This is a genomic window from Micromonospora sp. NBC_01412 (assembly GCF_045040215.1).
Classification (GTDB): domain Bacteria; phylum Actinomycetota; class Actinomycetes; order Mycobacteriales; family Micromonosporaceae; genus Micromonospora; species Micromonospora rubida.
This window is the reverse complement of record NZ_CP109528.1, coordinates 958815-978012: the sequence shown is the minus strand read 5'-3', so window position 1 is coordinate 978012 and position 19198 is coordinate 958815. Positions and strand designations below refer to the sequence as shown.

Annotated in this window: 14 protein-coding genes; 10 read left to right on the top strand and 4 right to left on the bottom strand. The window is 72.1% G+C overall.

Annotated elements, in window-relative coordinates:
- Positions 1–311: 311 nt before the first annotated feature.
- Together uvrA and OG617_RS04115 are read left to right on the top strand one after the other, a co-directional pair.
- A complete protein-coding gene (gene uvrA / locus OG617_RS04120; RefSeq protein ID WP_405098805.1) occupies positions 312–3257 on the top strand; it encodes an excinuclease ABC subunit UvrA in 2946 nt (981 codons plus the stop codon).
- Between the two features lie 176 nt (positions 3258–3433).
- Positions 3434–3919, top strand: a complete 486-nt coding sequence (locus tag OG617_RS04115) for a Rieske (2Fe-2S) protein (protein WP_396681968.1) — start codon at positions 3434–3436, stop codon at positions 3917–3919.
- A 48-nt stretch (positions 3920–3967) separates the two neighbouring features.
- On the opposite strand, the gene OG617_RS04110 is transcribed toward OG617_RS04115, so the two are convergent.
- Complete coding sequence (locus tag OG617_RS04110; protein ID WP_405098802.1) at positions 3968–7156, bottom strand: penicillin acylase family protein; 3189 nt, start codon at positions 7154–7156, stop codon at positions 3968–3970.
- Positions 7157–7388: 232 nt separating this feature from the next.
- Between OG617_RS04110 and OG617_RS04105 the strand changes: the two genes are divergently transcribed.
- Positions 7389–8735, top strand: a complete 1347-nt coding sequence (locus tag OG617_RS04105; protein ID WP_405098800.1) for a jacalin-like lectin — start codon at positions 7389–7391, stop codon at positions 8733–8735.
- 10 nt (positions 8736–8745) lie between these two features.
- The gene (gene uvrC / locus OG617_RS04100; protein WP_405098798.1) at positions 8746–10713 is read left to right on the top strand and encodes an excinuclease ABC subunit UvrC; all 1968 of its coding nucleotides are present in this window, start codon (positions 8746–8748) and stop codon (positions 10711–10713) included.
- A 61-nt stretch (positions 10714–10774) separates the two neighbouring features.
- Here the strand turns inward: uvrC and OG617_RS04095 are convergent, their stop codons facing one another.
- Positions 10775–11188 carry a MarR family winged helix-turn-helix transcriptional regulator gene (locus tag OG617_RS04095; protein WP_405098796.1) on the bottom strand — a complete coding sequence of 138 codons (414 nt, stop codon included), beginning with the start codon at positions 11186–11188 and terminating at the stop codon, positions 10775–10777.
- A 23-nt stretch (positions 11189–11211) separates the two neighbouring features.
- Positions 11212–11592, bottom strand: a complete 381-nt coding sequence (locus tag OG617_RS04090; RefSeq protein ID WP_405098794.1) for a hypothetical protein — start codon at positions 11590–11592, stop codon at positions 11212–11214.
- 370 nt (positions 11593–11962) lie between these two features.
- Between OG617_RS04090 and OG617_RS04085 the strand changes: the two genes are divergently transcribed.
- The 3 genes from OG617_RS04085 to OG617_RS04075 all read left to right on the top strand — a co-directional run bounded on the left by OG617_RS04085 (position 11963) and on the right by OG617_RS04075 (position 14675).
- The gene (locus OG617_RS04085) at positions 11963–12982 is read left to right on the top strand and encodes a hypothetical protein (RefSeq protein WP_405098792.1); all 1020 of its coding nucleotides are present in this window, start codon (positions 11963–11965) and stop codon (positions 12980–12982) included.
- Positions 12983–13494: 512 nt separating this feature from the next.
- Positions 13495–13710, top strand: a complete 216-nt coding sequence (locus OG617_RS04080; RefSeq protein ID WP_405104098.1) for a DUF397 domain-containing protein — start codon at positions 13495–13497, stop codon at positions 13708–13710.
- A 65-nt stretch (positions 13711–13775) separates the two neighbouring features.
- Positions 13776–14675, top strand: a complete 900-nt coding sequence (locus tag OG617_RS04075; RefSeq protein ID WP_405098790.1) for an SWIM zinc finger family protein — start codon at positions 13776–13778, stop codon at positions 14673–14675.
- 72 nt (positions 14676–14747) lie between these two features.
- On the opposite strand, the gene OG617_RS04070 is transcribed toward OG617_RS04075, so the two are convergent.
- Complete coding sequence (locus OG617_RS04070) at positions 14748–15749, bottom strand: hypothetical protein (protein ID WP_405098788.1); 1002 nt, start codon at positions 15747–15749, stop codon at positions 14748–14750.
- 470 nt (positions 15750–16219) lie between these two features.
- Here OG617_RS04070 and rapZ point away from each other — a divergent pair, with 470 nt between their 5' ends.
- Genes rapZ through whiA form a run of 3 tightly spaced genes read left to right on the top strand, consistent with a single transcriptional unit; the run spans position 16220 to position 19155 of the window.
- On the top strand, positions 16220–17143 hold the full coding sequence (gene rapZ, locus OG617_RS04065; RefSeq protein ID WP_405098786.1) for an RNase adapter RapZ: 924 nt from the start codon (positions 16220–16222) through the stop codon (positions 17141–17143).
- Complete coding sequence (yvcK, locus tag OG617_RS04060) at positions 17140–18120, top strand: uridine diphosphate-N-acetylglucosamine-binding protein YvcK (RefSeq protein WP_405098784.1); 981 nt, start codon at positions 17140–17142, stop codon at positions 18118–18120. The genes rapZ and yvcK overlap by 4 nt, the downstream gene beginning before the upstream one ends.
- Positions 18121–18174: 54 nt before the next feature.
- Entirely contained in the window at positions 18175–19155 is a 981-nt protein-coding gene (gene whiA / locus OG617_RS04055; protein WP_396681985.1) for a DNA-binding protein WhiA, read from the top strand.
- Positions 19156–19198: the final 43 nt, after the last annotated feature.

The window sequence follows — 19198 nt, the reverse complement described above, 5'->3', positions numbered from 1 at the left end:
CGTGACGGAGGGTTGCCGTGGCGTCGCCCCGCGCGCCTCGGTGGGCCGGGCGACGCGGGGTCGCCCGGGCGTGGCCGTGGCCGGTGTCGCGCCGTCGCCGTGGGCCGTCCGCAGGTCGGGGCGGCGGTCCGGCGCAGCCGGTGTGAGCTGGGGGAATGTGCGGGCGCGGGAAGTTGTCGTACCTCGGAGCTAGAGTTGCCGAGGCGCTTCTTCTGCGCCCGCACAACCGCTCAGGGCCGTCCCGGAAGCCCCCGGACCGCCCCGGAGCGGACAGATCCTCTTCGCCTTCTTCTCCCGGGAGTACACGGACCGTGGCCGACCGACTGATCATCCGTGGCGCGCGCGAGCACAACCTGCGTGACGTCAGTCTCGACCTGCCCCGGGACGCCCTGATCGTCTTCACCGGGCTCTCCGGCTCCGGCAAGTCGAGCCTGGCCTTCGACACGATCTTCGCCGAGGGGCAGCGCCGGTACGTGGAGTCGCTCTCCTCGTACGCCCGGCAGTTCCTCGGCCAGATGGACAAGCCGGACGTCGACTTCATCGAGGGGCTCAGCCCCGCCGTGTCCATCGACCAGAAGTCCACCTCGCGCAACCCGCGCTCGACCGTCGGCACCATCACCGAGGTCTACGACTATCTGCGCCTGCTCTACGCCCGGGTCGGCGAGCCGCACTGCCCGGTCTGCGGCGAGCGGATCTCCAGGCAGAGCCCGCAGCAGATCGTCGACCGGGTGCTCGCGATGGCCGAGGGCACCAAGTTCATGGTGCTCGCCCCGGTCGTGCGGGGCCGCAAGGGCGAGTACGTCGACCTGTTCGCCGAGCTTCAGGGCAAGGGGTACGCCCGGGCCCGGATCGACGGCGTGGTGCACCCGCTGACCGAGCCGCCGAAGCTCAAGAAGCAGGAGAAGCACACCATCGAGGTGGTGATCGACCGGCTCGCCGTCAAGCCCAGCGCCAAGCGGCGGCTGACCGACTCGGTCGAGGCCGCGCTCGGGCTCTCCGGCGGCCTGGTGCTGCTCGACTTCGTCGACCTCGCCGAGGACGACCCCGACCGTGAGCGCCGCTACTCCGAGCACCTGGCCTGCCCCAACGACCACCCCCTGGCGATCGAGGACCTGGAGCCCCGGGTCTTCTCCTTCAACGCCCCGTACGGCGCCTGCCCCGAGTGCACCGGCCTGGGCACCAGGAAGGAGATCGACCCGGAGCTGGTCGTCCCCGACCCGGAGCGCAGCCTGCGCGAGGGCGCGATCCAGCCCTGGTCCACCGGGCACAACCTGGAATACTTCCTGCGCCTGCTGGAGGCCCTCGGCGAGGCCGAGCACTTCGACGTCGACACGCCGTGGCGGGCCCTGCCGGCGCGGGCGCAGAAGACCATCCTGCACGGCTCCGGCGACCAGGTGCACGTGCGCTACCGCAACAAGTTCGGCCGCGAGCGCTCCTACTACACCGGCTTCGAGGGCGTGGTGCAGTGGATCGAGCGCCGGCACACCGACACAGAGTCGGAGTGGTCGCGGGAGAAGTACGAGGGCTACATGCGCGACGTGCCCTGCGCGGCCTGCGGCGGGGCCCGGCTCAAGCCGGAGGTGCTCGCGGTCACCCTGGCCGGCAAGAGCATCGCCGAGGTCTGCAACCTGTCGGTGGGCGAGTGCGCCGAGCTGCTGGCCGGCATCGAGCTGACCGACCGGCAGAAGATGATCGCCGAGCGGGTGCTAAAGGAGATCAACGCCCGGCTGACGTTCCTGCTCGACGTCGGGCTGGACTACCTCTCCCTGGACCGCCCGGCCGGCACCCTCTCCGGCGGTGAGGCGCAGCGCATCCGGCTGGCCACCCAGATCGGCTCCGGCCTGGTCGGCGTGCTCTACGTGCTCGACGAGCCGTCCATCGGCCTGCACCAGCGGGACAACCACCGGCTGATCGAGACCCTGGTCCGGCTGCGCGGCCTGGGCAACACGCTGATCGTGGTCGAGCACGACGAGGACACCATCCGCGCCGCCGACTGGATCGTCGACATCGGCCCGGGCGCGGGCGAGCACGGCGGCCGGATCGTGCACTCCGGCTCGGTGCCCGAGCTGCTGGAGAACCCGGAGTCGGTCACCGGGGCGTACCTGTCGGGGCGCAGGGAGATCCCGACGCCGAGCCTGCGCCGGCCGCAGACGCCGGAGCGGGAGCTGGTGGTGCACGGCGCCCGCGAGCACAACCTGCGCAACCTCACCGTGTCGTTCCCGCTGGGCCAGCTCATCGCGGTCACCGGGGTCAGCGGCTCGGGCAAGTCGACGCTGGTCAACGACATCCTGCACGCGGTGCTGGCCAACCAGATCAACGGGGCCCGGCACGTGCCGGGCCGGCACACCCGGATCACCGGCCTGGAGCACGTGGACAAGGTCGTCGGCGTCGACCAGTCGCCGATCGGCCGCACCCCGCGCTCCAACCCGGCCACCTACACCGGGGTCTGGGACCACGTCCGAAAGCTGTTCGCCGAGACCACGGAGGCCAAGGTCCGGGGGTACGGGCCGGGCCGGTTCTCGTTCAACGTCAAGGGCGGCCGGTGCGAGGCGTGCTCCGGCGACGGCACGATCAAGATCGAGATGAACTTCCTGCCCGACGTGTACGTCCCGTGCGAGGTCTGCAAGGGCGCCCGGTACAACCGGGAGACCCTGGAGGTGCACTACAAGGGCAGGACCGTCTCCGACGTGCTGGAGATGCCGATCGAGGAGGCGGCGGAGTTCTTCTCCGCCATCCCGGCCATCCACCGGCACCTCAAGACGCTGGTGGACGTGGGTCTGGGCTACGTCCGGCTGGGCCAGCCCGCGCCGACGCTGTCCGGCGGCGAGGCGCAGCGGGTCAAGCTCGCCTCCGAGCTGCAGAAACGCTCCACCGGCCGGACGGTGTACGTGCTCGACGAGCCGACCACCGGCCTGCACTTCGAGGACATCCGCAAGTTGCTGATGGTGCTGGAGGGCCTGGTCGAAAAGGGCAACACCGTCATCACCATCGAGCACAACCTCGACGTGATCAAGACGGCGGACTGGCTGATCGACATGGGCCCCGAGGGCGGCCACCGGGGCGGCAGCGTGCTGGCCACCGGCACCCCGGAGGAGGTCGCCGAGGTGCCCGAGAGCCACACCGGCCAGTTCCTGCGCCAGGTGCTCAGGCTCGACGGCGACGCCAAGGGCGCCAAGGCGGCCACCGGCCGGGCCGCGAAGGCCAACGGCACCACCCGCGCCCGGCCCGGCCGGAAGGCCACGGCCGCTGCGCGCTGACCGGTCGACCGGCTCCGGGCCGGCGACGCGGCGGTCTCCCGGCGACGGGCACCGCCCGTCGCGGACCCGGAGCGATCACGGTGGTCGATTCGTTGAACCGTCAGGCACCGCGATTCGTGGACAGCGGGTACGGCCGCGGATCGTGACAGCGGCGGCAGTCGACAGAGAGGCCAGACATGAGTGACGAGCAGGTGCAGACTCCTCCAGGCACGCAGACACGCCGCGCCCTCCTTGCCGGTGCCGGTGCGGTGGGCGCGGCGGTCGTCCTGTCGGCCTGCGGGAGCGACGACGACACCGACGGCGGCCCCGCCCCGACCAGCGGCGGCCCGGGCGCGACCGGCGCGGGCGACGCCGAGGGCGGCAACCGGGACTCGTCCGCCCCGCTGGCCCGCACCGCCGACATCCCGGTCGGCGGCGGCGCGGTCTACGCCAGCAAGGGTGTGGTGATCACCCAGCCCGAGGCCGGCACGTTCAAGGGTTTCGACCCGATCTGCACCCACCAGGGCTGCCCGGTGTCGAACGTCGACGGCGGCACCATCAACTGCACCTGCCACAACAGCAAGTTCTCCATCACCGACGGCTCGGTGAAACAGGGCCCGGCGACGAAGCCGCTGGCGGCCAAGGAGATCAAGGTCGACGGCGACCAGATCAACCTGGCCTGACGGCGGCGGCCGGCACGGATCATCCGTGCCGGCCGCCGCCGCGGGGGGTCAGCGTGCGTACACCGACATCTCCCACAGCGAGAAGCCGTACTCGGTGGCCCGGGTCAGGCCGCGCATCCGCACGTACCGGGCGGTCCCGGCCGGGAACGCCGCCACGTCGGTGCCGCCGTCGCTGGCCGTGGTCGACCAGGCCGTGCGCCAGGTCGTCCCGTCGGCGGACACCTCGATCCGGTACGACCGGGCGTACGCCGCCTCCCAGGCCAGCACCACCCGGCCCACCGCTCGGGCGGAGCCCAGGTCGACGGTGAGCGTCTGGTCGTCGTTGCGGGAGCTGGCCCACCGGGTGCCGAGGTCCCCGTCGACGGACCTGGCGGCGGGGTAGCCGAACTGGGTGCTCGACGCGGTCACCGCCTTACCCGCGGCGAGGTTGGTCACGTCGTCGCCCCGCTTCGCGGGGAACGAGACGACCTGCTGGTAGGTGGGCCGGTTCTGCCAGGCGATCGTGGCGTGCTTGATCCCGCCCAGCGGCGACTGGATGATCGCGTCGGCGCACCACTGGTCGCCCGCCGAGCAGGTGGCGTCGCCGGGGTAGACCTGGGCGGCCGGGGTGGCCGCCGCGCCGCGCAGCGTGTCGAGCAGGACCTGCCGGCAGCCGGCGAGGGTGCCGCCGCCGCAGTACGTGCGGCCGAGGCCGCCGGCGACCGGGTCACCGAGCACCGCGCGCAGGTCCTTGTCGACGTACCCCCACCAGCCGTACTGGAACGACGAGCCCTTGTGCGACTGGGCCTCGGAGGGGGACTCGTTGATCTGCATGGCGTTGACCAGCGACTGGTACAGGTCCGGGCCGAGCGGGGCGGAGAACATCCCCCGCACCAGCAGCGGCCACCAGGCGTCGAAGGTGCGGATCGCGTCGGCGTGCTGGTACACCTTCGAGCCCTTGGCCGTCTCCACCCGCAGCGCGCCGGCCTGCCGCCACGCCTTCAGCCGGCTGATCTCGGCGGCCAGGGCGGCGTCGCCGACGGGCTGGCTCTCCAGCACCCGGATCAGCTCGCCGAGCACCTCGGTCCCGCGCAGGTCGGTCAGCCCGGCCTGCTCCACGAGGCTGGTCAGCGACGCCCGGTCGAACTTCTTCCCCGTCGCGAGGGCCGCCTTGAGCGGCCGGTCGAGCAGGTTGCCCCGGTGCACGGCGCCGAAGCTGAAGTTGCCGTCGGCCCCCCCGAAGTCCTTGGCCTGCTTGTTGTTCCAGCTCACGTAGTAGTCCTGGTCGACCGAGTTGGGGTGGGCGGCCAGCGGGGCGTACGTCGCGGTGTTCGTCGCCGGCTGGTAGCCCTGCCACTCGTACGCGGCCTCGGCCTTCATCGGCAGGTTCGGGTTCGACCCCGTGGCGCGCATCGGGTTGAGCCCGGAGTTGAAGTACGCCGACTGGGTGGAGTTGACGTAGAACCAGTTGAACGCGTACTCGACGTTGTTCGCCGAGGCGATGAAGGCAGCGGCGGAGCCCATCTGGGCCGGGTCGTTGAACATCTGGAAGCCGATCGCGGAGTCGGCCTCGTGCCGGTAGGTGGAGCGGAGCTGGGTGAAGGCGTGCGGCTTGCCGCCGACGGTCCCGCGCCAGGCGACCAGGCCGAGCTTCGTCCGCCAGGCGGTGAGCTTGTACGACCCGGCGGGAGTGCTGTCGGCCACCGTCGGGTTCCACTTGTTGGTGTGCGCGAGTTGCTCCATCGCCAGGCACTGACCGCGGTAGAGGTAGCGCGTGCTGGCCAGGGTGGGGGCGCTGCCGTCGGTGGTGCACAGCGGCACCGCGTACGTGTCGGTGATGTCCTGGGTGGCCGAGGTGGCGCTCCAGGCGTAGTCCTGGCCGCGACCGAGCAGCACGTAGAGGTTCAGGCCGGCGAACGCGGCGCCCCGGGCGCTGATCCCGGGGCCCTGCAACTCCTGGATCATCAGTAGCTGCGGGGAGAAGTAGCCGGTCTGCGGCCCGAACACGGCGACCGGGTGGCCGGTCGCGGAGTTGGCGGCGGAGACCAGGGCCGCGTTGGACATGCCCCGGTGCGCCGGGTCGATGGTCAGCCCGGACAGCGCGGCGGCCAGCTCGGACCCGCTGCCGGCGGAGGCGTTGCTGGCGGAGCCGGTGGGGTCGGTGAAGACCGGTTCGGCCTGCGCGGAGCCGGCGTCGGGCAGCGCCACGCTGGCCGCGTCCGGGGAGGCGGCGCCGTACGGGAAGCTCTGCCCGTTGTGCAGGGTCAGCACCGTCTCGGGGTCGTTCTGGTTGCGGAAGGCCGCCCACACCTTGTCGCCCTCGACCGGGCCGTACTTGGCGCGGGCGGAGATCCGCACCAGCGCGGACTGCATCTCGTTGCCGCCCCCGCCGCCGAACAGGCCGCCGACCACGCCGGCGATGGCGATCAGGTCGGTCATCTTGAACGGCTCCGGGCCGCCCTTGTTGGTGATCGCGTCGAGGTGCCCGGTCAGCACGTACTCGCCGGGACAGTTGCGGTCGGCCATGCAGACGCCGATGTAGGCGTTGATGCCGGCGATGTACTCCTGCACGTCGGTGTAGAGCCGCTCGCCGTTCGGCCCCTTGGTGCGCAGGGCATCCACCTGGGCCTGGAGGTCCGCGTCGGTGTACGGCGAGTTGCGCCAGACGCTCTGCTCCAGGGCCCGGTTGCCCGGGGACCCACCGGCGAACGGGGTGAGGGTGCCCAGGCCGACGTGCCGCAGCAGGTCCATGGTGAACAGTCGGTCCTCGGCGCCGGCGTAACCGGCGCCGTACATGGTGCCGCCGCGGGTGGTGCCGGTGACGTGCGGGACGCCGGTCGCCTTGTCCCGCAGGATGCGTACGTCGGAGCGGGGCGAGTAGTCGCGCTCGACCTGTCCGGAGGGGACGCCGAAGGAGGAGTCGTTGAAGAAGCTGCCGATCTGCTCCTCGCGCAGCCCGGCGTAGCCGTAGACCAGGTCGGCGTACTTGCCGAGCTGGTCGGCGGAGTGCCGGGGCATGGTGCCCACCGTCTGGTGGGCGAGGATCTCGACGAGGGTGGCGTTGCCGTTCTGGCCGGGCGGCACGATGTCGCCGCACTCGCCCAGGCAGTAGTCGTTGGCGGCGAACGTGGCGGCGGCGGTGGTGGCCGGCGCGCCCACGGCGGGGGTCGGGGTGGGGGAGGCGACGAGCAGGGCCGCGACGCCGACGGCGGCGGTCGCGCCGGCCAGCAGGCGGCGTGTGGTGGTGGGACGGGACATGGTGATCCTCCGAGGGGATGGGGATCAGGGCACGGGACGGGTGCGGATCATTACATGAAGAACATTCAGTTACCGGATGGTAATCTCCGCGCCCCGAGATTGGAAGATGCCAATCCTTGTATCGGCCGCCGGTCACCCGTGAGTGTTGAGTCGGCCGGATTCATTCGATAGTCTTCGATCCCTCCGAGCCGGTGCCGGCCGGACCCGGTCCCCTGTCGAGAAGGGACATCGGATGAGATCCGCCCGCCTGCTCGCCCCCGTGGCGCTGCTCGCCGCCCTGCTGCCCCCGTCCGCGCCCGCCGTCGCCGCGCCCGCCGCCGCACCCGCGCCGGCGCCGGCCGCCGTCACGTCCGGCACCTTCTCGGTGCTCACCTACAACGTCGCCGGCCTGCCCGAACCGCTGTCCGGCAGCAAGCCGGCGGTCAACACCCGGCCCATCGGCGAGCGGGTCAACGCGTACGACATCGTGCACGCCCAAGAGGACTTCAACTACCACGCCGACCTGTACGCCACCGACCGGCACCCGCACCGCACGCCGACCAGCGGCGGGGTGCCCATCGGCGACGGCCTCAACACGATGTCCAACTACCCGGTGTCGGACTTCGTCCGGGTCAAGTGGGACGACTGCAACGGCTTCGACTGCCTCACCCCGAAGGGGTTCAGCCGGTCCCGGGTCCGGCTCGCCGAGGGCGCCTTCGTGGACCTCTACGACGTGCACACCAACGCCGGCACGACCGAGGCCGACTTCACCGCCCGCCGGTCCAACATCAGCCAGCTCTCCGCGTACGTCGCGGCCAACTCCGCCGGCAACGCGGTGATCGTGATGGGCGACCTGAACTCCCGCTACACCCGCGTCGGCGACAACGTCCGCGACCTGGTGTCCGCCAACGGCCTCACCGACGCGTGGGTGCGCCAGGAACGCGGCGGGGTGCCCCCGGTGCTCGGCAGCCCGGCGCTGACCTGCGACCCGGCGAACGTCACCAACGCCTGCGAGGTGGTCGACAAGATCCTCTACCGGAGCAACCGGCTGGTCCGGCTCGGCCTGACCCGCTACAACAACGAGCACGCCCGGTTCCTGGACCCGGCCGGCGACCCGCTGTCCGACCACTACCCGCACGCCGCCTGGTTCACCTGGACCCTCGACCCCGGCCTGCGGGCCAGCGACACCTGGGGCGGCCCGCACGGCACCCCGTTCACCGACGCGGACGCCGTCGGACCCCGGGTCGCCACCGTCTCGCTGCGCGCCGGCGCCCGGCTCGACCAGGTCGGCGTCGGCCTCGTCGACGGCGTCACCCGCACCCACGGTGGCGGGGGCGGCACCCCGGCCAGCCTCGCGCTGGCCGCCGGTGAGTACGTCACCCAGGTCACCCTCACCCAGGGGAAGAAGGACAACCGGACCAGGATCTTCTCCGCCCGGTTCACCACCAACCTCGGGCGCACCCTGTCCGGCGGCACGCCGACCTCGGACGCGGTGACCTTCACCGCGCCGCCCGGCGGACGGCTCGCCGGCTTCTTCGGCCGGTCCGGCAGCGAGGTCGACCAGCTCGGCGTGATCTGGGCTGTCGGGGCCGGCGGCTAGTCTTCCAGGCGTGGCTGATCCCTCCACCTACCGTCCCGCGCCCGGCACGATCCCCGACTCCCCGGGGGTCTACCGGTTCCGCGACGGCACCGGCCGGGTGATCTACGTCGGCAAGGCGAAGAACCTGCGCAGCCGGCTCAGCTCCTACTTCGCCGACCTGTGGGGGCTGCACCAGCGCACCCAGCAGATGGTCACCACCGCCGAGTCGGTCGACTGGGTCACCGTCGGCACCGAGGTCGAGGCCCTCCAGCTCGAATACACCTGGATCAAGCAGTACGACCCCCGGTTCAATGTCCGCTACCGCGACGACAAGTCGTACCCGTACCTCGCCGTCACCGTCGACGAGGAGTTCCCCCGGTTCCAGGTGATGCGCGGCGCCAAGCGCAAGGGGGTGCGCTACTTCGGGCCGTACTCGCACGCCTGGGCCATCCGCGAGACGCTCGACCTGCTGCTGCGGGTCTTCCCGGCGCGCACCTGCTCGGCCGGCGTGTTCAAGCGCGCCGGCCAGGTGGGCCGCCCCTGCCTGCTGGGCTACATCGGCAAGTGCTCCGCGCCCTGCGTGGGCAGCGTCTCCGCCGAGGAACACCGGCACATCGTCGACGGCTTCTGCGACTTCATGGGCGGGCGCACCGACACCATGGTCCGCCGGCTCGAACGCGAGATGACCGAGGCCAGCGAGGCGCTGGAGTTCGAGAAGGCCGCCCGGCTGCGCGACGACGTCGCGGCCCTGCGCCGGGCGATGGAGAAGCAGACCATGGTGCTCGGCGACGGCACCGACGCCGACGTGGTCGCGTTCGCCGACGACCCCTTGGAGGCCGCCGTCCAGGTCTTCCACGTCCGCGACGGCCGGGTCCGGGGCCAGCGCGGCTGGGTGGTGGAGAAGACCGAGGACCTGACCCCCGGCGACCTGGTGCACCACTTCTGCACCCAGGTGTACGGCGAGGAGCAGGGCGAGGCCGACGTGCCCCGGGAGCTGTTGGTGCCCGCCCTGCCCGCCGACGCCGACGCGCTGGCCGACTGGCTGTCGGGCCGCCGGGGGAGCCGGGTGTCCCTGCGGGTGCCGCAGCGCGGCGACAAGCGGTCCCTGCTGGAGACGGTGGAACGCAACGCCAAGGACGGCCTGGCCCGGCACAAGCTCAAGCGCTCCGGCGACCTGACCACCCGGGGCCAGGCCCTCGACGAGATCAGCGACGCGCTCGGCATGCGCACCGTGCCGCTGCGCATCGAGTGCTTCGACATCTCCCAGATCCAGGGCACCGACGTGGTGGCCAGCATGGTCGTCTTCGAGGACGGCCTGCCCCGCAAGGGCGAGTACCGCCGGTTCATCGTCCGGGGCGCTACCGACGACCTGTCCGCCATGTCGGAGGTGCTGCGCCGCCGCTTCGCCCGCTACCTCGACGCCCGCGCCGAGACCGGCGAGCTGGGGGAGGAGACCGCCTCCGACCCGGACCGGCCGGGCATCGACCCGACGACCGGCCGGCCCCGCAAGTTCGCGTACCCGCCGCAGTTGGTGGTGGTCGACGGCGGCGCGCCGCAGGTCGCCGCGGCGGCCCAGGCCCTCGCGGAGCTGGGCATCGACGACGTGGCGCTGTGCGGCCTGGCCAAGCGGCTGGAGGAGGTGTGGCTGCCCGACGACGAGTTCCCGGTCATCCTGCCGCGCACCTCCGAGGGGCTCTACCTGCTGCAACGGGTGCGCGACGAGGCGCACCGCTTCGCCATCACGTTCCACCGGCAGCGCCGCTCGAAGCGGATGACCGAGTCGGCGCTGGACAACGTGCCCGGCCTCGGCGAGGTGCGGCGCAAGGCGCTGCTGCGTCACTTCGGCTCGCTCAAGCGGCTCGCCGCGGCCTCGGTGGAGGAGATCATCGAGGTCCCCGGCGTCGGCCGACGCACCGCCGAGGCGATCACCGCCGCCCTCAACCCCGACGCGGGCCCACAGCCGGCCCGGCCCGACGCGGCGGGCGACAGCTCGCCGTAGGAGGGCTGGACGCGGTGGTGTGGCTGTTCGCAGCCAGGCTCAGCGGCGCGTTGGCGTGGGGTCATGCGTCCAGCGCGTAGGACCGGTCGATCAGGTCCGTCATCGCCTGCTGGAAGTCACGGCGCCGCTGGACGCTCCAGTTCTCGGTGAGCCGGCCGAAGACCTGCTCCTGCCACTCGTGAGCTCGTTCCAGCATGGCGTGGCCGGATGAGGTGACCGTCGCCTGACGTTGCCGACCGTCTGTCTCCGATGCCCGCAAAATCACGTATCCGGCCTCTGTCGCGCTCTTGACCAGTCGTGATGCTCCGCTCTGGTCGATGCCGATCTCGTGGGCGACGGCATTGACCGTGGCCGTGATCCCTCGCTGCGTCAGGGAGTGGACGGACTCGGTGACGAGCACGAGCCGGCCTTGCTCGGCAACCTCGTCATCGCTGGCCGATGGCCTGCGCGACCAGTGCCGGACGAAGGCGAACAATGCCTCCCCCGGTCCTGGGCTGCTCATTCGGTGGCCGCCATCTCCCGGCAGATGTAGGCCAGCTCCAGCGCCGATTTCAGATCTGGCAGCCGGAGGGAGGCGGTCACCTTCTCGCCGGCCACCCGGAACACCGTCGCCACCCGGGTCGGGGTCTTGCTCTCAGGCCAGCTGGCGTCCTCCTCCACGACCATGAGGCGGTCGCTGACCGGATGCCACGACCGGGGGATGAGCGTGATCCCCGAGCGTTGCACCCACTCTGCGAACTGCGCGGGTGTGATCGGGCCGGCGCCCTTCGGGCCCAGAACGACGATCGGATCGCCGACCGCCCTCGCTGACCGTTCCAAGTCGCCGTCGTTCACGCTCGCGTGCCACTCGTTGAGGGCTGCTTCCAGTGCTGGCTCCATGGGGAAAGTGTATGCAAAGCGCATGCACCTCTGGAAGTCGGAGTGGTCACGATCCTCCAGCCCGGCAAGCTGGTCCGGGCTCGACTGCTGTGGGCTCACCGACCTTCGCGGGGCCTGAAGTCGACACGAAGAGTCATGATGAACTCCCTTTCGGAGCCCGCCGTCGCTGACCCTTCCAGCCGTGGGGCCGCCCGCCCCATCTTGATAATCCGTATTATCACCTTGACCGGCGTCGCCGCCCGCGCAAACTCATCGATCACAGGGCATGCTCACCGTACCGCAGCATCGTCACACTCGGTGATTGTCGGCGCCTGGCCGGCCTCGTCGCGACCGCGCAGTCACCGGGCGTCCCCCCGTGATCGGAGACCCCGTGCCGACCCATTCCGTACCACCGCCCGCCCTCACCCGCCGCGGCCTGCTCCGCGGCGCCGCGCTGCTCGGCGCCGCCACCGCGACCGGCGGCGGCCTCGGCGCCCTGGCCGCCGGCGCCCCAGCCCTGGCCGGCCCGGCCGGCTTCCCCGGCTACCGGTACGTGCGCGACGCGTTCGACAGGCCGCTGGTCTACAACCCCACCGGTGAAACGATCTTCCCCTGCGTCCGGGGCGTCTACGACAAGATCTCCGGGGCCCGGGGCCGGTACTACCTGTACTACGCCCCGCACGACAACCCCGGCGGGATCTGCCTCGCCTACGCCGACCGGATGGAGGGCCCCTACACCGAGCACCCGGGCAACCCGATCGTCGACCGGTTCCTGCCCGGCGGCGCGACGGTCAGCCACGTCTCCTCGCCGCACGTCGTCTGGAACGCCCCGACCAGCGAGTTCTTCCTCTACTTCCACGGGGAGAACTTCACCACCCGGGTCGCCCGGTCCCGCGACGGCGTCACCTTCACCGACGAGACGCCGATCCTGAGCACCCGGCTGGTCCCGAACACGACCGAGACCTCGTACGCCCGGGTCTTCGAGCACGCCGTGCCGGGGCTGGGCAACCGGTACGTGATGCTCTTCATGGGCGCGCACACGGTGAAGCCCGGCACCCGGAAGATCTTCTGGGGCTGGTCGCCAAACGGCTGGGACCGGTGGAGTTTCGACCCGCAGCCGCTGGTCTCGCCGTCGGGCGACGGGCTCACCGACATCTCCGGCCCGCACCTGCTGCACCGCAACAACACCACGTACGTCGTCTACCACGGCGGCGACGGCAGGATGCGGCTGACCGAGGTCGGCAACGCCTTCGACCGGGAGGTGCACCTGGGCGTCTTCCACACCCCGGTGGCCCCCGACAACGGCCGGGTCGCCGCGCCGACGTTCGGCACGGACGGCGGGGTCTCGTACATGCTGTACGAGGCCGGCCCCCGCCTCGACGCCCGCATCTGCGTGGCCCGCGCGATCTGACCCACCGCCCCTCACGCGCATCCCGCGCCGGCACGGCCGCGCCGTCGGGGCCGCGCGGGCACGGTCGCTGTCGCAAGATCGCGCTCGATCCGGGAAAGAGTGGCCTCCTCAGCGCGGGAGGCCACTCTTTCCGTGTTCGAGCGCGATCTTGGCCGGCCCGACCCGCGTGGGCGGGGCGACTCACGCCTTGTCGCCGCTTGCTTGACGTGGTTCCAGGCGTCGGCCCGGGACAGCAGCGTGGCGCTCGCGGCCGGCTCGGGGCGCAGGATCGTCAGCCCTCCGTGTAGACGACCGCCTGGTCCCGGGCCTCGCGCAGGTCGGCCGCCGGATAGGTCAGGTGCAGCGTCCAGCGGCGGGGCACACGCGCTACGCCCCGACCGCCGCTCGCGCTTGGAGGTGTGGTGGGTGAGCCGGGCGTCGACGTACGAGGAGAGGGGGTCCGGCCTCGCCAGCGCGTGCGCGATGGCGGCCCGGACCCGCTCGGAAACGTCGGCCCCGTCGAGCGCGGACTCGTGACCCACGTTCGGCGAGCCACCGACCTCGTGAGCGCCCAGTGGCGGAAGAGCATCCGCAGCGGCGACACGGGAGGCTCCTCCGTCGAAGTGGCTGATCTGATGCCCGTTCTGGCCGTCCGGGACTCCAAGGACCCGGGCGGGCCTGCGCTCCTCTTCGAGCGCGCCGCGTGGTCGTTGTTCATCGTCGGCCTGCGGACTGGTCTGCGCGGCTGACGCCTCAGTAAGTCGGCCGCTGCCCTGATGCCGACGGCATCACCCACGCCCGGTTAGATGGCCGGATGGCGGTACGCATCGACATCGACGCCCTGCGGGGCGAGGCCGGGGCCGTGGCCTGCGACGCGGCGGACAAGCTTCGGGCGGCCGGGCAGCCGGCGGCGATCACCTCGGCCGGCGGTGGAGCGTCCTGCGTGATCCGAGAGGCTGGGCAGCCGCCCTACGAGGTCTGGGTGGGAATCACGGCGGACGGCTTCACCGCCGAGTGTGACTGCCCGGTCAGTGCGGAGCTGTGCGCCCACGCGGTGGCCCTCACCGCCGCCGCTGTGGAGGACGGATTCGACTGGTCCTCGGCGGCCACCTCGTCGTCGACTCTGGAGATCGACCCCAGGGTCGCCGAGCTGACCGACGTCGCGCGCGACATCCCCGCCCATCGGCTCGCGTCGCTGGTCGCCGAGTGGGCGGCCGCGGATCGGGTGCTGGAGAGCAGGTTGCTGGCGCAGGCCGGCCGGCTCGCGCCTCTCACCACCGCCGAGCTGGACGACGTCGGCCGGAGCATCGACGGCATCGCCCACGAGGCGACCAGCGGTGACCGTTGGGACCTGCACGACGTCGAGAAGGCAGGTCGGGCGATCGTCGAAGAGGTACGGGTGCTGGCCGAGCGGCCGGCGACGGAGGGAACCCTGCTGGTGGTCGAGCGGGCCGCCCGCGCCTGGGACCGCATCGTCCCGCCTCTCCACGACGCCTGGGAGACGTACGAGGAGGAGCCGGGCGAGATCGGCGGTGCGCTACGGGCGGTCCACGTCCAGCTCTGCGAGCAGGTGCAGCCGGATCCCGATGAGCTGGCGGAGCGGCTGGCCGAGATCATCGGGGCGGCCGAGGTCGACTCCTGCCTCGACGAGCCGTGGGACTACCTCGGCGTGCTCGGCCGCCACCGGGTCAAGGCGCTGGAGCAGCGCCGTTGACGGCGCCCAGCCACCCTCGGCGGTCTCGCCGCTGGTGGCCGAGGCTCCGGTCACCAGCGGCGGCGTCGCGGGTCAGGCCCAGGGAGCCAGGGGATACCAGGGGATGATCTCGCGGCGGGCGAGCAGCCGTACGTCCCAGTAGAGGAACGTGAACGCGCCGGCGACGATGAACGCGACCGCGGTCAGCACCGCCAGCCGGGTCGGCCGCTCGGTGAACCACCGTTGCAGTCGGGAGCCGGCGAGCCAGGCCAGCAGCAGGAACAGCACCGCCATGATGACGATGTTGCCGATGGACTGGAGCGTGAACGCCGCCGCCCCGTACAGCGGGTTGCCGCTCTCCGCAGCGTCGCGGAACATCTGCCGGAACAGCCCGAACGGCCGACCGATCAGGAAGCCGGCGATCAGCGCACCCATGAAGATCATCGGGGCGTTGGGGTACCGGCGGGCGATCCGGGCGAACGGGTCCCGCACCACGCCGATCGAGGCCAGCCCGAGATAGACCATCACCAGCCCGATCACGCCGAAGACGACCATCGACTGGATGCTTCTCGGCGACAGGCCGCCGGGCGTGGTGGGGGCGGTGGAGAACTGTGGCATCGAGGTGCCGACGATGCCGACGATCGCGCCGTAGACGGCCGACACCGCGATCATGCCCACCGACATCCAGCCCAGCGGCTTCAGCGGCTGGACGAGCCTGCTGAACCTGCTCCCGGTGGTGGTGCCAGTCAGCGGGGCGAGGGCGCCGAAGGCGGCGATGTTGCAGGCGGTGAACGTGCCGGCGATCCCGGAGACGAAGGCGAACACGATGCCCGCCGCGATCCCCTGGATCGGTGTCTCCTTGGCGTCGTGGCCGAGGAGGGTGTTGGCAACGTTGTCGCCGATGGTCTGGTCCACGAACTCCGCCGACCAGATCACGGTCAGCAGGAAGCCGCCGAGCACGCTGAGCAGGACGATCAGTGCCCGCCGCCGGGGGAAGTGCCCGTTGACGAAGGCGGACGTCCCCTCCTGCCCGGTGTCCGGCTGGAGCCCTGCCCGCACCTCGGGTCGTCGGGGAGATCTGTGGGTCTGCGTCACGCTGCGCTCCTCACGCTGGGGGGACGAGACCCGGGCGCGGGCGCGACGGCGACGCTGGCGACTACGCCCGGACCGGGAGGCCGGTGACCGCCGGCCGCGTGGACGCGCCCGCCAACCCACCCAACGCGGTCGATTGACACAGGTCGATGTCCAATCGCATTTTGGCGGGGCTTTCGCCGATTGACTTCTTCCATCGTGCCCAATCGCTCTCCCCGCCACCCCGGCAGCCGCGATCTTGCACTTGCGGCCGCCTATATGCCGCTTGTGCGTTCTTTGTTCGGGCCGTAAGTGCAAGATCGGCGTGGGGGCGGGGCGTGGGGGCGGGGGTGGGGTGTTCGCGGGGTGGGGTGTTCGCGGGGTGGGGTGGGTGGGTGTGGGCTGCGCGGGGTGGCGGGGGCAGCGGGATAGAGTCGCAGATCGGCCATGCGCGGTCATCTCGACCGCGGTGTCATCCGTGGGGGGAGCAGGCAGTGAACGAGGCGCGGACGCCCGAGGCTCCGGTGACCGGCGACCCGACACCGGCGGTGTCGGAGGCGGAGACCACGCTGGTGGTGGTGACCGGCGTGTCCGGCGGTGGCCGCAGCACCGTGGCGCGGGCGTTGGAGAACGTCGGCTACTACGTGGTCGACAACCTGCCCCAGGCGCTGATGCTCGACATGGCCGAGTTGGCCCTCAAGGCCGGCGGCGCGGCCCGGCGTACCGCGATGGTGCTGGACGTTCGCTCGCGCGCCTTCTCCACCGACCTGGTCGGGGCGATCCGGGAGCTGAAGGACCGGGGCTTCTCTCCCCGGGTGGTCTTCGTCGACGCCGACGACGAGGTGCTGATCCGCCGGTTCGAGAGCGTGCGGCGCTCGCACCCGCTGCAGGGCGACGGGCGGCTCGCCGACGGCATCGCCGTGGAGCGGGGCCTGCTGGAGGAGGCCCGGGACCAGGCCGACGTGATCATCGACACCAGCCACCTGAACGTCAACCAGCTCCGCCGCCGGATCGAGGAGCTGTTCGGCGGCGAGGACAGCCGCCGGCTGCGGGTCACCGTGCTCTCCTTCGGCTTCAAGTACGGCCTCCCGCCCGACGCCGATTTCGTCCTCGACGCCCGGTTCCTGCCGAACCCGTACTGGGTGCCCGAGTTGCGCGAGCATACCGGCAGGGAGGAGGCCGTCAGCGCGTACGTGCTCGGCCAGGAGGGCGCGGATGCCTTCGTCGGCACGTACGCGGACCTGGTCAACGCCACCACCGTCGGCTTCGAGCGGGAGGGCAAGCGCTACCTCACCGTGGCGGTCGGCTGCACCGGCGGCAAGCACCGCAGCGTCGCCATCGCCGAGGAGCTGGCCGCCCGGCTGCGTCACGCCGGCCTCGCCGCCAAGGCCCAGCACCGCGACCTGGGGCGGGAATGACGCCGATGCGGGTGGTCGCGTTCGGCGGCGGGCACGGCCTGTCGGTGTCCCTGCGGGCACTGCGCCGTTGCGCGCCCGAGCTCGACCTGGACATCACCGCAGTGGTCACCGTCGGCGACGACGGCGGCTCCAGCGGCCGGCTGCGGGCCCGGCGCGGCGGCCTGCCGCCGGGGGACCTGCGCCAGGCGTTGGTGGCCCTCGCCGGCGACCACCCGGCCACCAGGCGCAGCGCGGGGCTGTTCCAGCACCGCTTCGCCGGCACCGCCGGTGACCCGGCGGACACCGACGACGGGCTCGCCGGGCACGCGGTCGGCAACCTGGTCCTGTGCGGGCTGATCGAGTTGCTCGGCGACCCGGTCGCCGCGCTGGAACACGCCGGGGCGATGCTCGGCGCGGTGGGCCGGGTGCTGCCGATGTCCCGCCAGCCGGTCGGCATCGAGGCCCGGGTACGCGGCGTCGACCCGGCCTGCCCCGACGAGGCGCGCACGGTGCGCGGGCAGCACCAGGTGGCGGTCACCACCGGGCGGGTAGAGTCGCTGCGACTCACCCCGACCGCCCCGGCGGCCTGCGCGGAGGCCGTTGCGGCCACCGCCGAGGCGGACTGGTTGATCTTCGGGCCGGGCAGCTGGTACACCAGCCTGCTGCCGCACCTGCTGGTGCCGGGGCTGGCCGCCGCCATCGTGGCCAGCCCGGCCCGCCGGCTGGTCACCCTCAACCTGGCGGCGGAGAAGGAGACCCTCGGTCTCTCCCTGGCCGACCACCTGGCCACCCTGCGGCACTACCTGCCCGAATTGACGGTGGACGCCGTGCTGGCGGACTCCAAGGCGGTGGGCGATCCCGGGCCCGTCGAGCGTGCGGCAGAATCGCTGGGTGCCCGGCTGATCCTCGCCCCGGTCGCCGTCACCGAAGGCGGGCCCCGTCACGATCCGGCGGCCCTGGGTGCGGCCCTGGTGCCTGTCCTGGGCGCCGATCGTTAAGCACGTACGTAATCTCCGGCGACACGCCGGAACCGGTCCGTGAGGGGGCGCACAATGGCGATGACGGCTGCGGTCAAGGACGAGCTGAGCCGGGTCGACGTGCCCAAGCCCTGCTGCCGGCGGGCGGAGATGGCGGCGCTGCTGCGCTTCGCCGGCGGGCTGCACATCGTCTCCGGTCGGGTGGTGGTGGAGGCCGAACTCGACACCGGGGCGGTGGCCCGGCGGCTGCGCCGGGAGATCGCTGAGGTCTACGGCTATTCCAGCGAGATCCACGTGCTGGCCTCCGGCGGGCTGCGCAAGGGCAGCCACTTCATCGTCCGGGTGGTCAAGGACGGCGAGGCCCTGGCCCGGCAGACCGGGCTGCTCGACGTCCGGGGGCGGCCGGTGCGGGGGCTGCCCCCGCACGTGGTGGCCGCGAACGTCTGCTGCGCGGTGTCCGCGTGGCGGGGGGCGTTCATGGCGCACGGCTCGCTGACCGAGCCGGGCCGTTCCAGCGCCCTGGAGATCACCTGCCCCGGCCCCGAGTCGGCGCTGGCACTGGTCGGCGCGGCCCGCCGGCTCGGCATCACCGCGAAGAACCGCGAGGTGCGCAACGTGGACCGGGTGGTGGTCAAGGACGGCGACGCGATCGCCGCGCTGCTCACCCGGGTGGGCGCGCACTCCAGCGTGCTGGCCTGGGAGGAGCGCCGGGTGCGCCGTGAGGTCCGGGCGACGGCCAACCGGCTGGCCAACTTCGACGACGCCAACCTGCGCCGCTCGGCGCGGGCCGCGGTGGCTGCCGCCGCGCGGGTGACCCGGGCCCTGGAGATCCTTGCCGAGGACGCCCCGAACCACCTCACGTCCGCCGGCCGGCTGCGCCTGGAGCACCGGCAGGCGTCCCTGGAGGAGCTGGGCGCGCTCGCCGACCCGCCGCTGACCAAGGACGCCATCGCAGGGCGGATCCGCCGGCTGTTGGCGCTGGCCGACAAGCGGGCCCGCGACCTGGGCATCCCGGATACGGAAGCGGCCGTCACGCCCGACATGCTCGTGGTCTGATAGGACGGTGGCGGTAGGCGGACGGCGGCGCGTGGCGGCGGGT

Excerpts from the sequence above, each read along its gene's own strand:
- OG617_RS04115 (WP_396681968.1), top strand. The coding sequence starts at position 3,434 with ATGAGTGACGAGCAGGTGCAGACTCCTCCAGGCACGCAGACACGCCGC.
- OG617_RS04110 (WP_405098802.1), bottom strand. The coding sequence starts at position 7,156 with ATGTCCCGTCCCACCACCACACGCCGCCTGCTGGCCGGCGCGACCGCC.
- OG617_RS04105 (WP_405098800.1), top strand. The coding sequence starts at position 7,389 with ATGAGATCCGCCCGCCTGCTCGCCCCCGTGGCGCTGCTCGCCGCCCTG.
- OG617_RS04090 (WP_405098794.1), bottom strand. The coding sequence starts at position 11,592 with ATGGAGCCAGCACTGGAAGCAGCCCTCAACGAGTGGCACGCGAGCGTG.
- OG617_RS04075 (WP_405098790.1), top strand. The coding sequence starts at position 13,776 with ATGGCGGTACGCATCGACATCGACGCCCTGCGGGGCGAGGCCGGGGCC.
- yvcK (WP_405098784.1), top strand. The coding sequence starts at position 17,140 with ATGACGCCGATGCGGGTGGTCGCGTTCGGCGGCGGGCACGGCCTGTCG.
- whiA (WP_396681985.1), top strand. The coding sequence starts at position 18,175 with ATGGCGATGACGGCTGCGGTCAAGGACGAGCTGAGCCGGGTCGACGTG.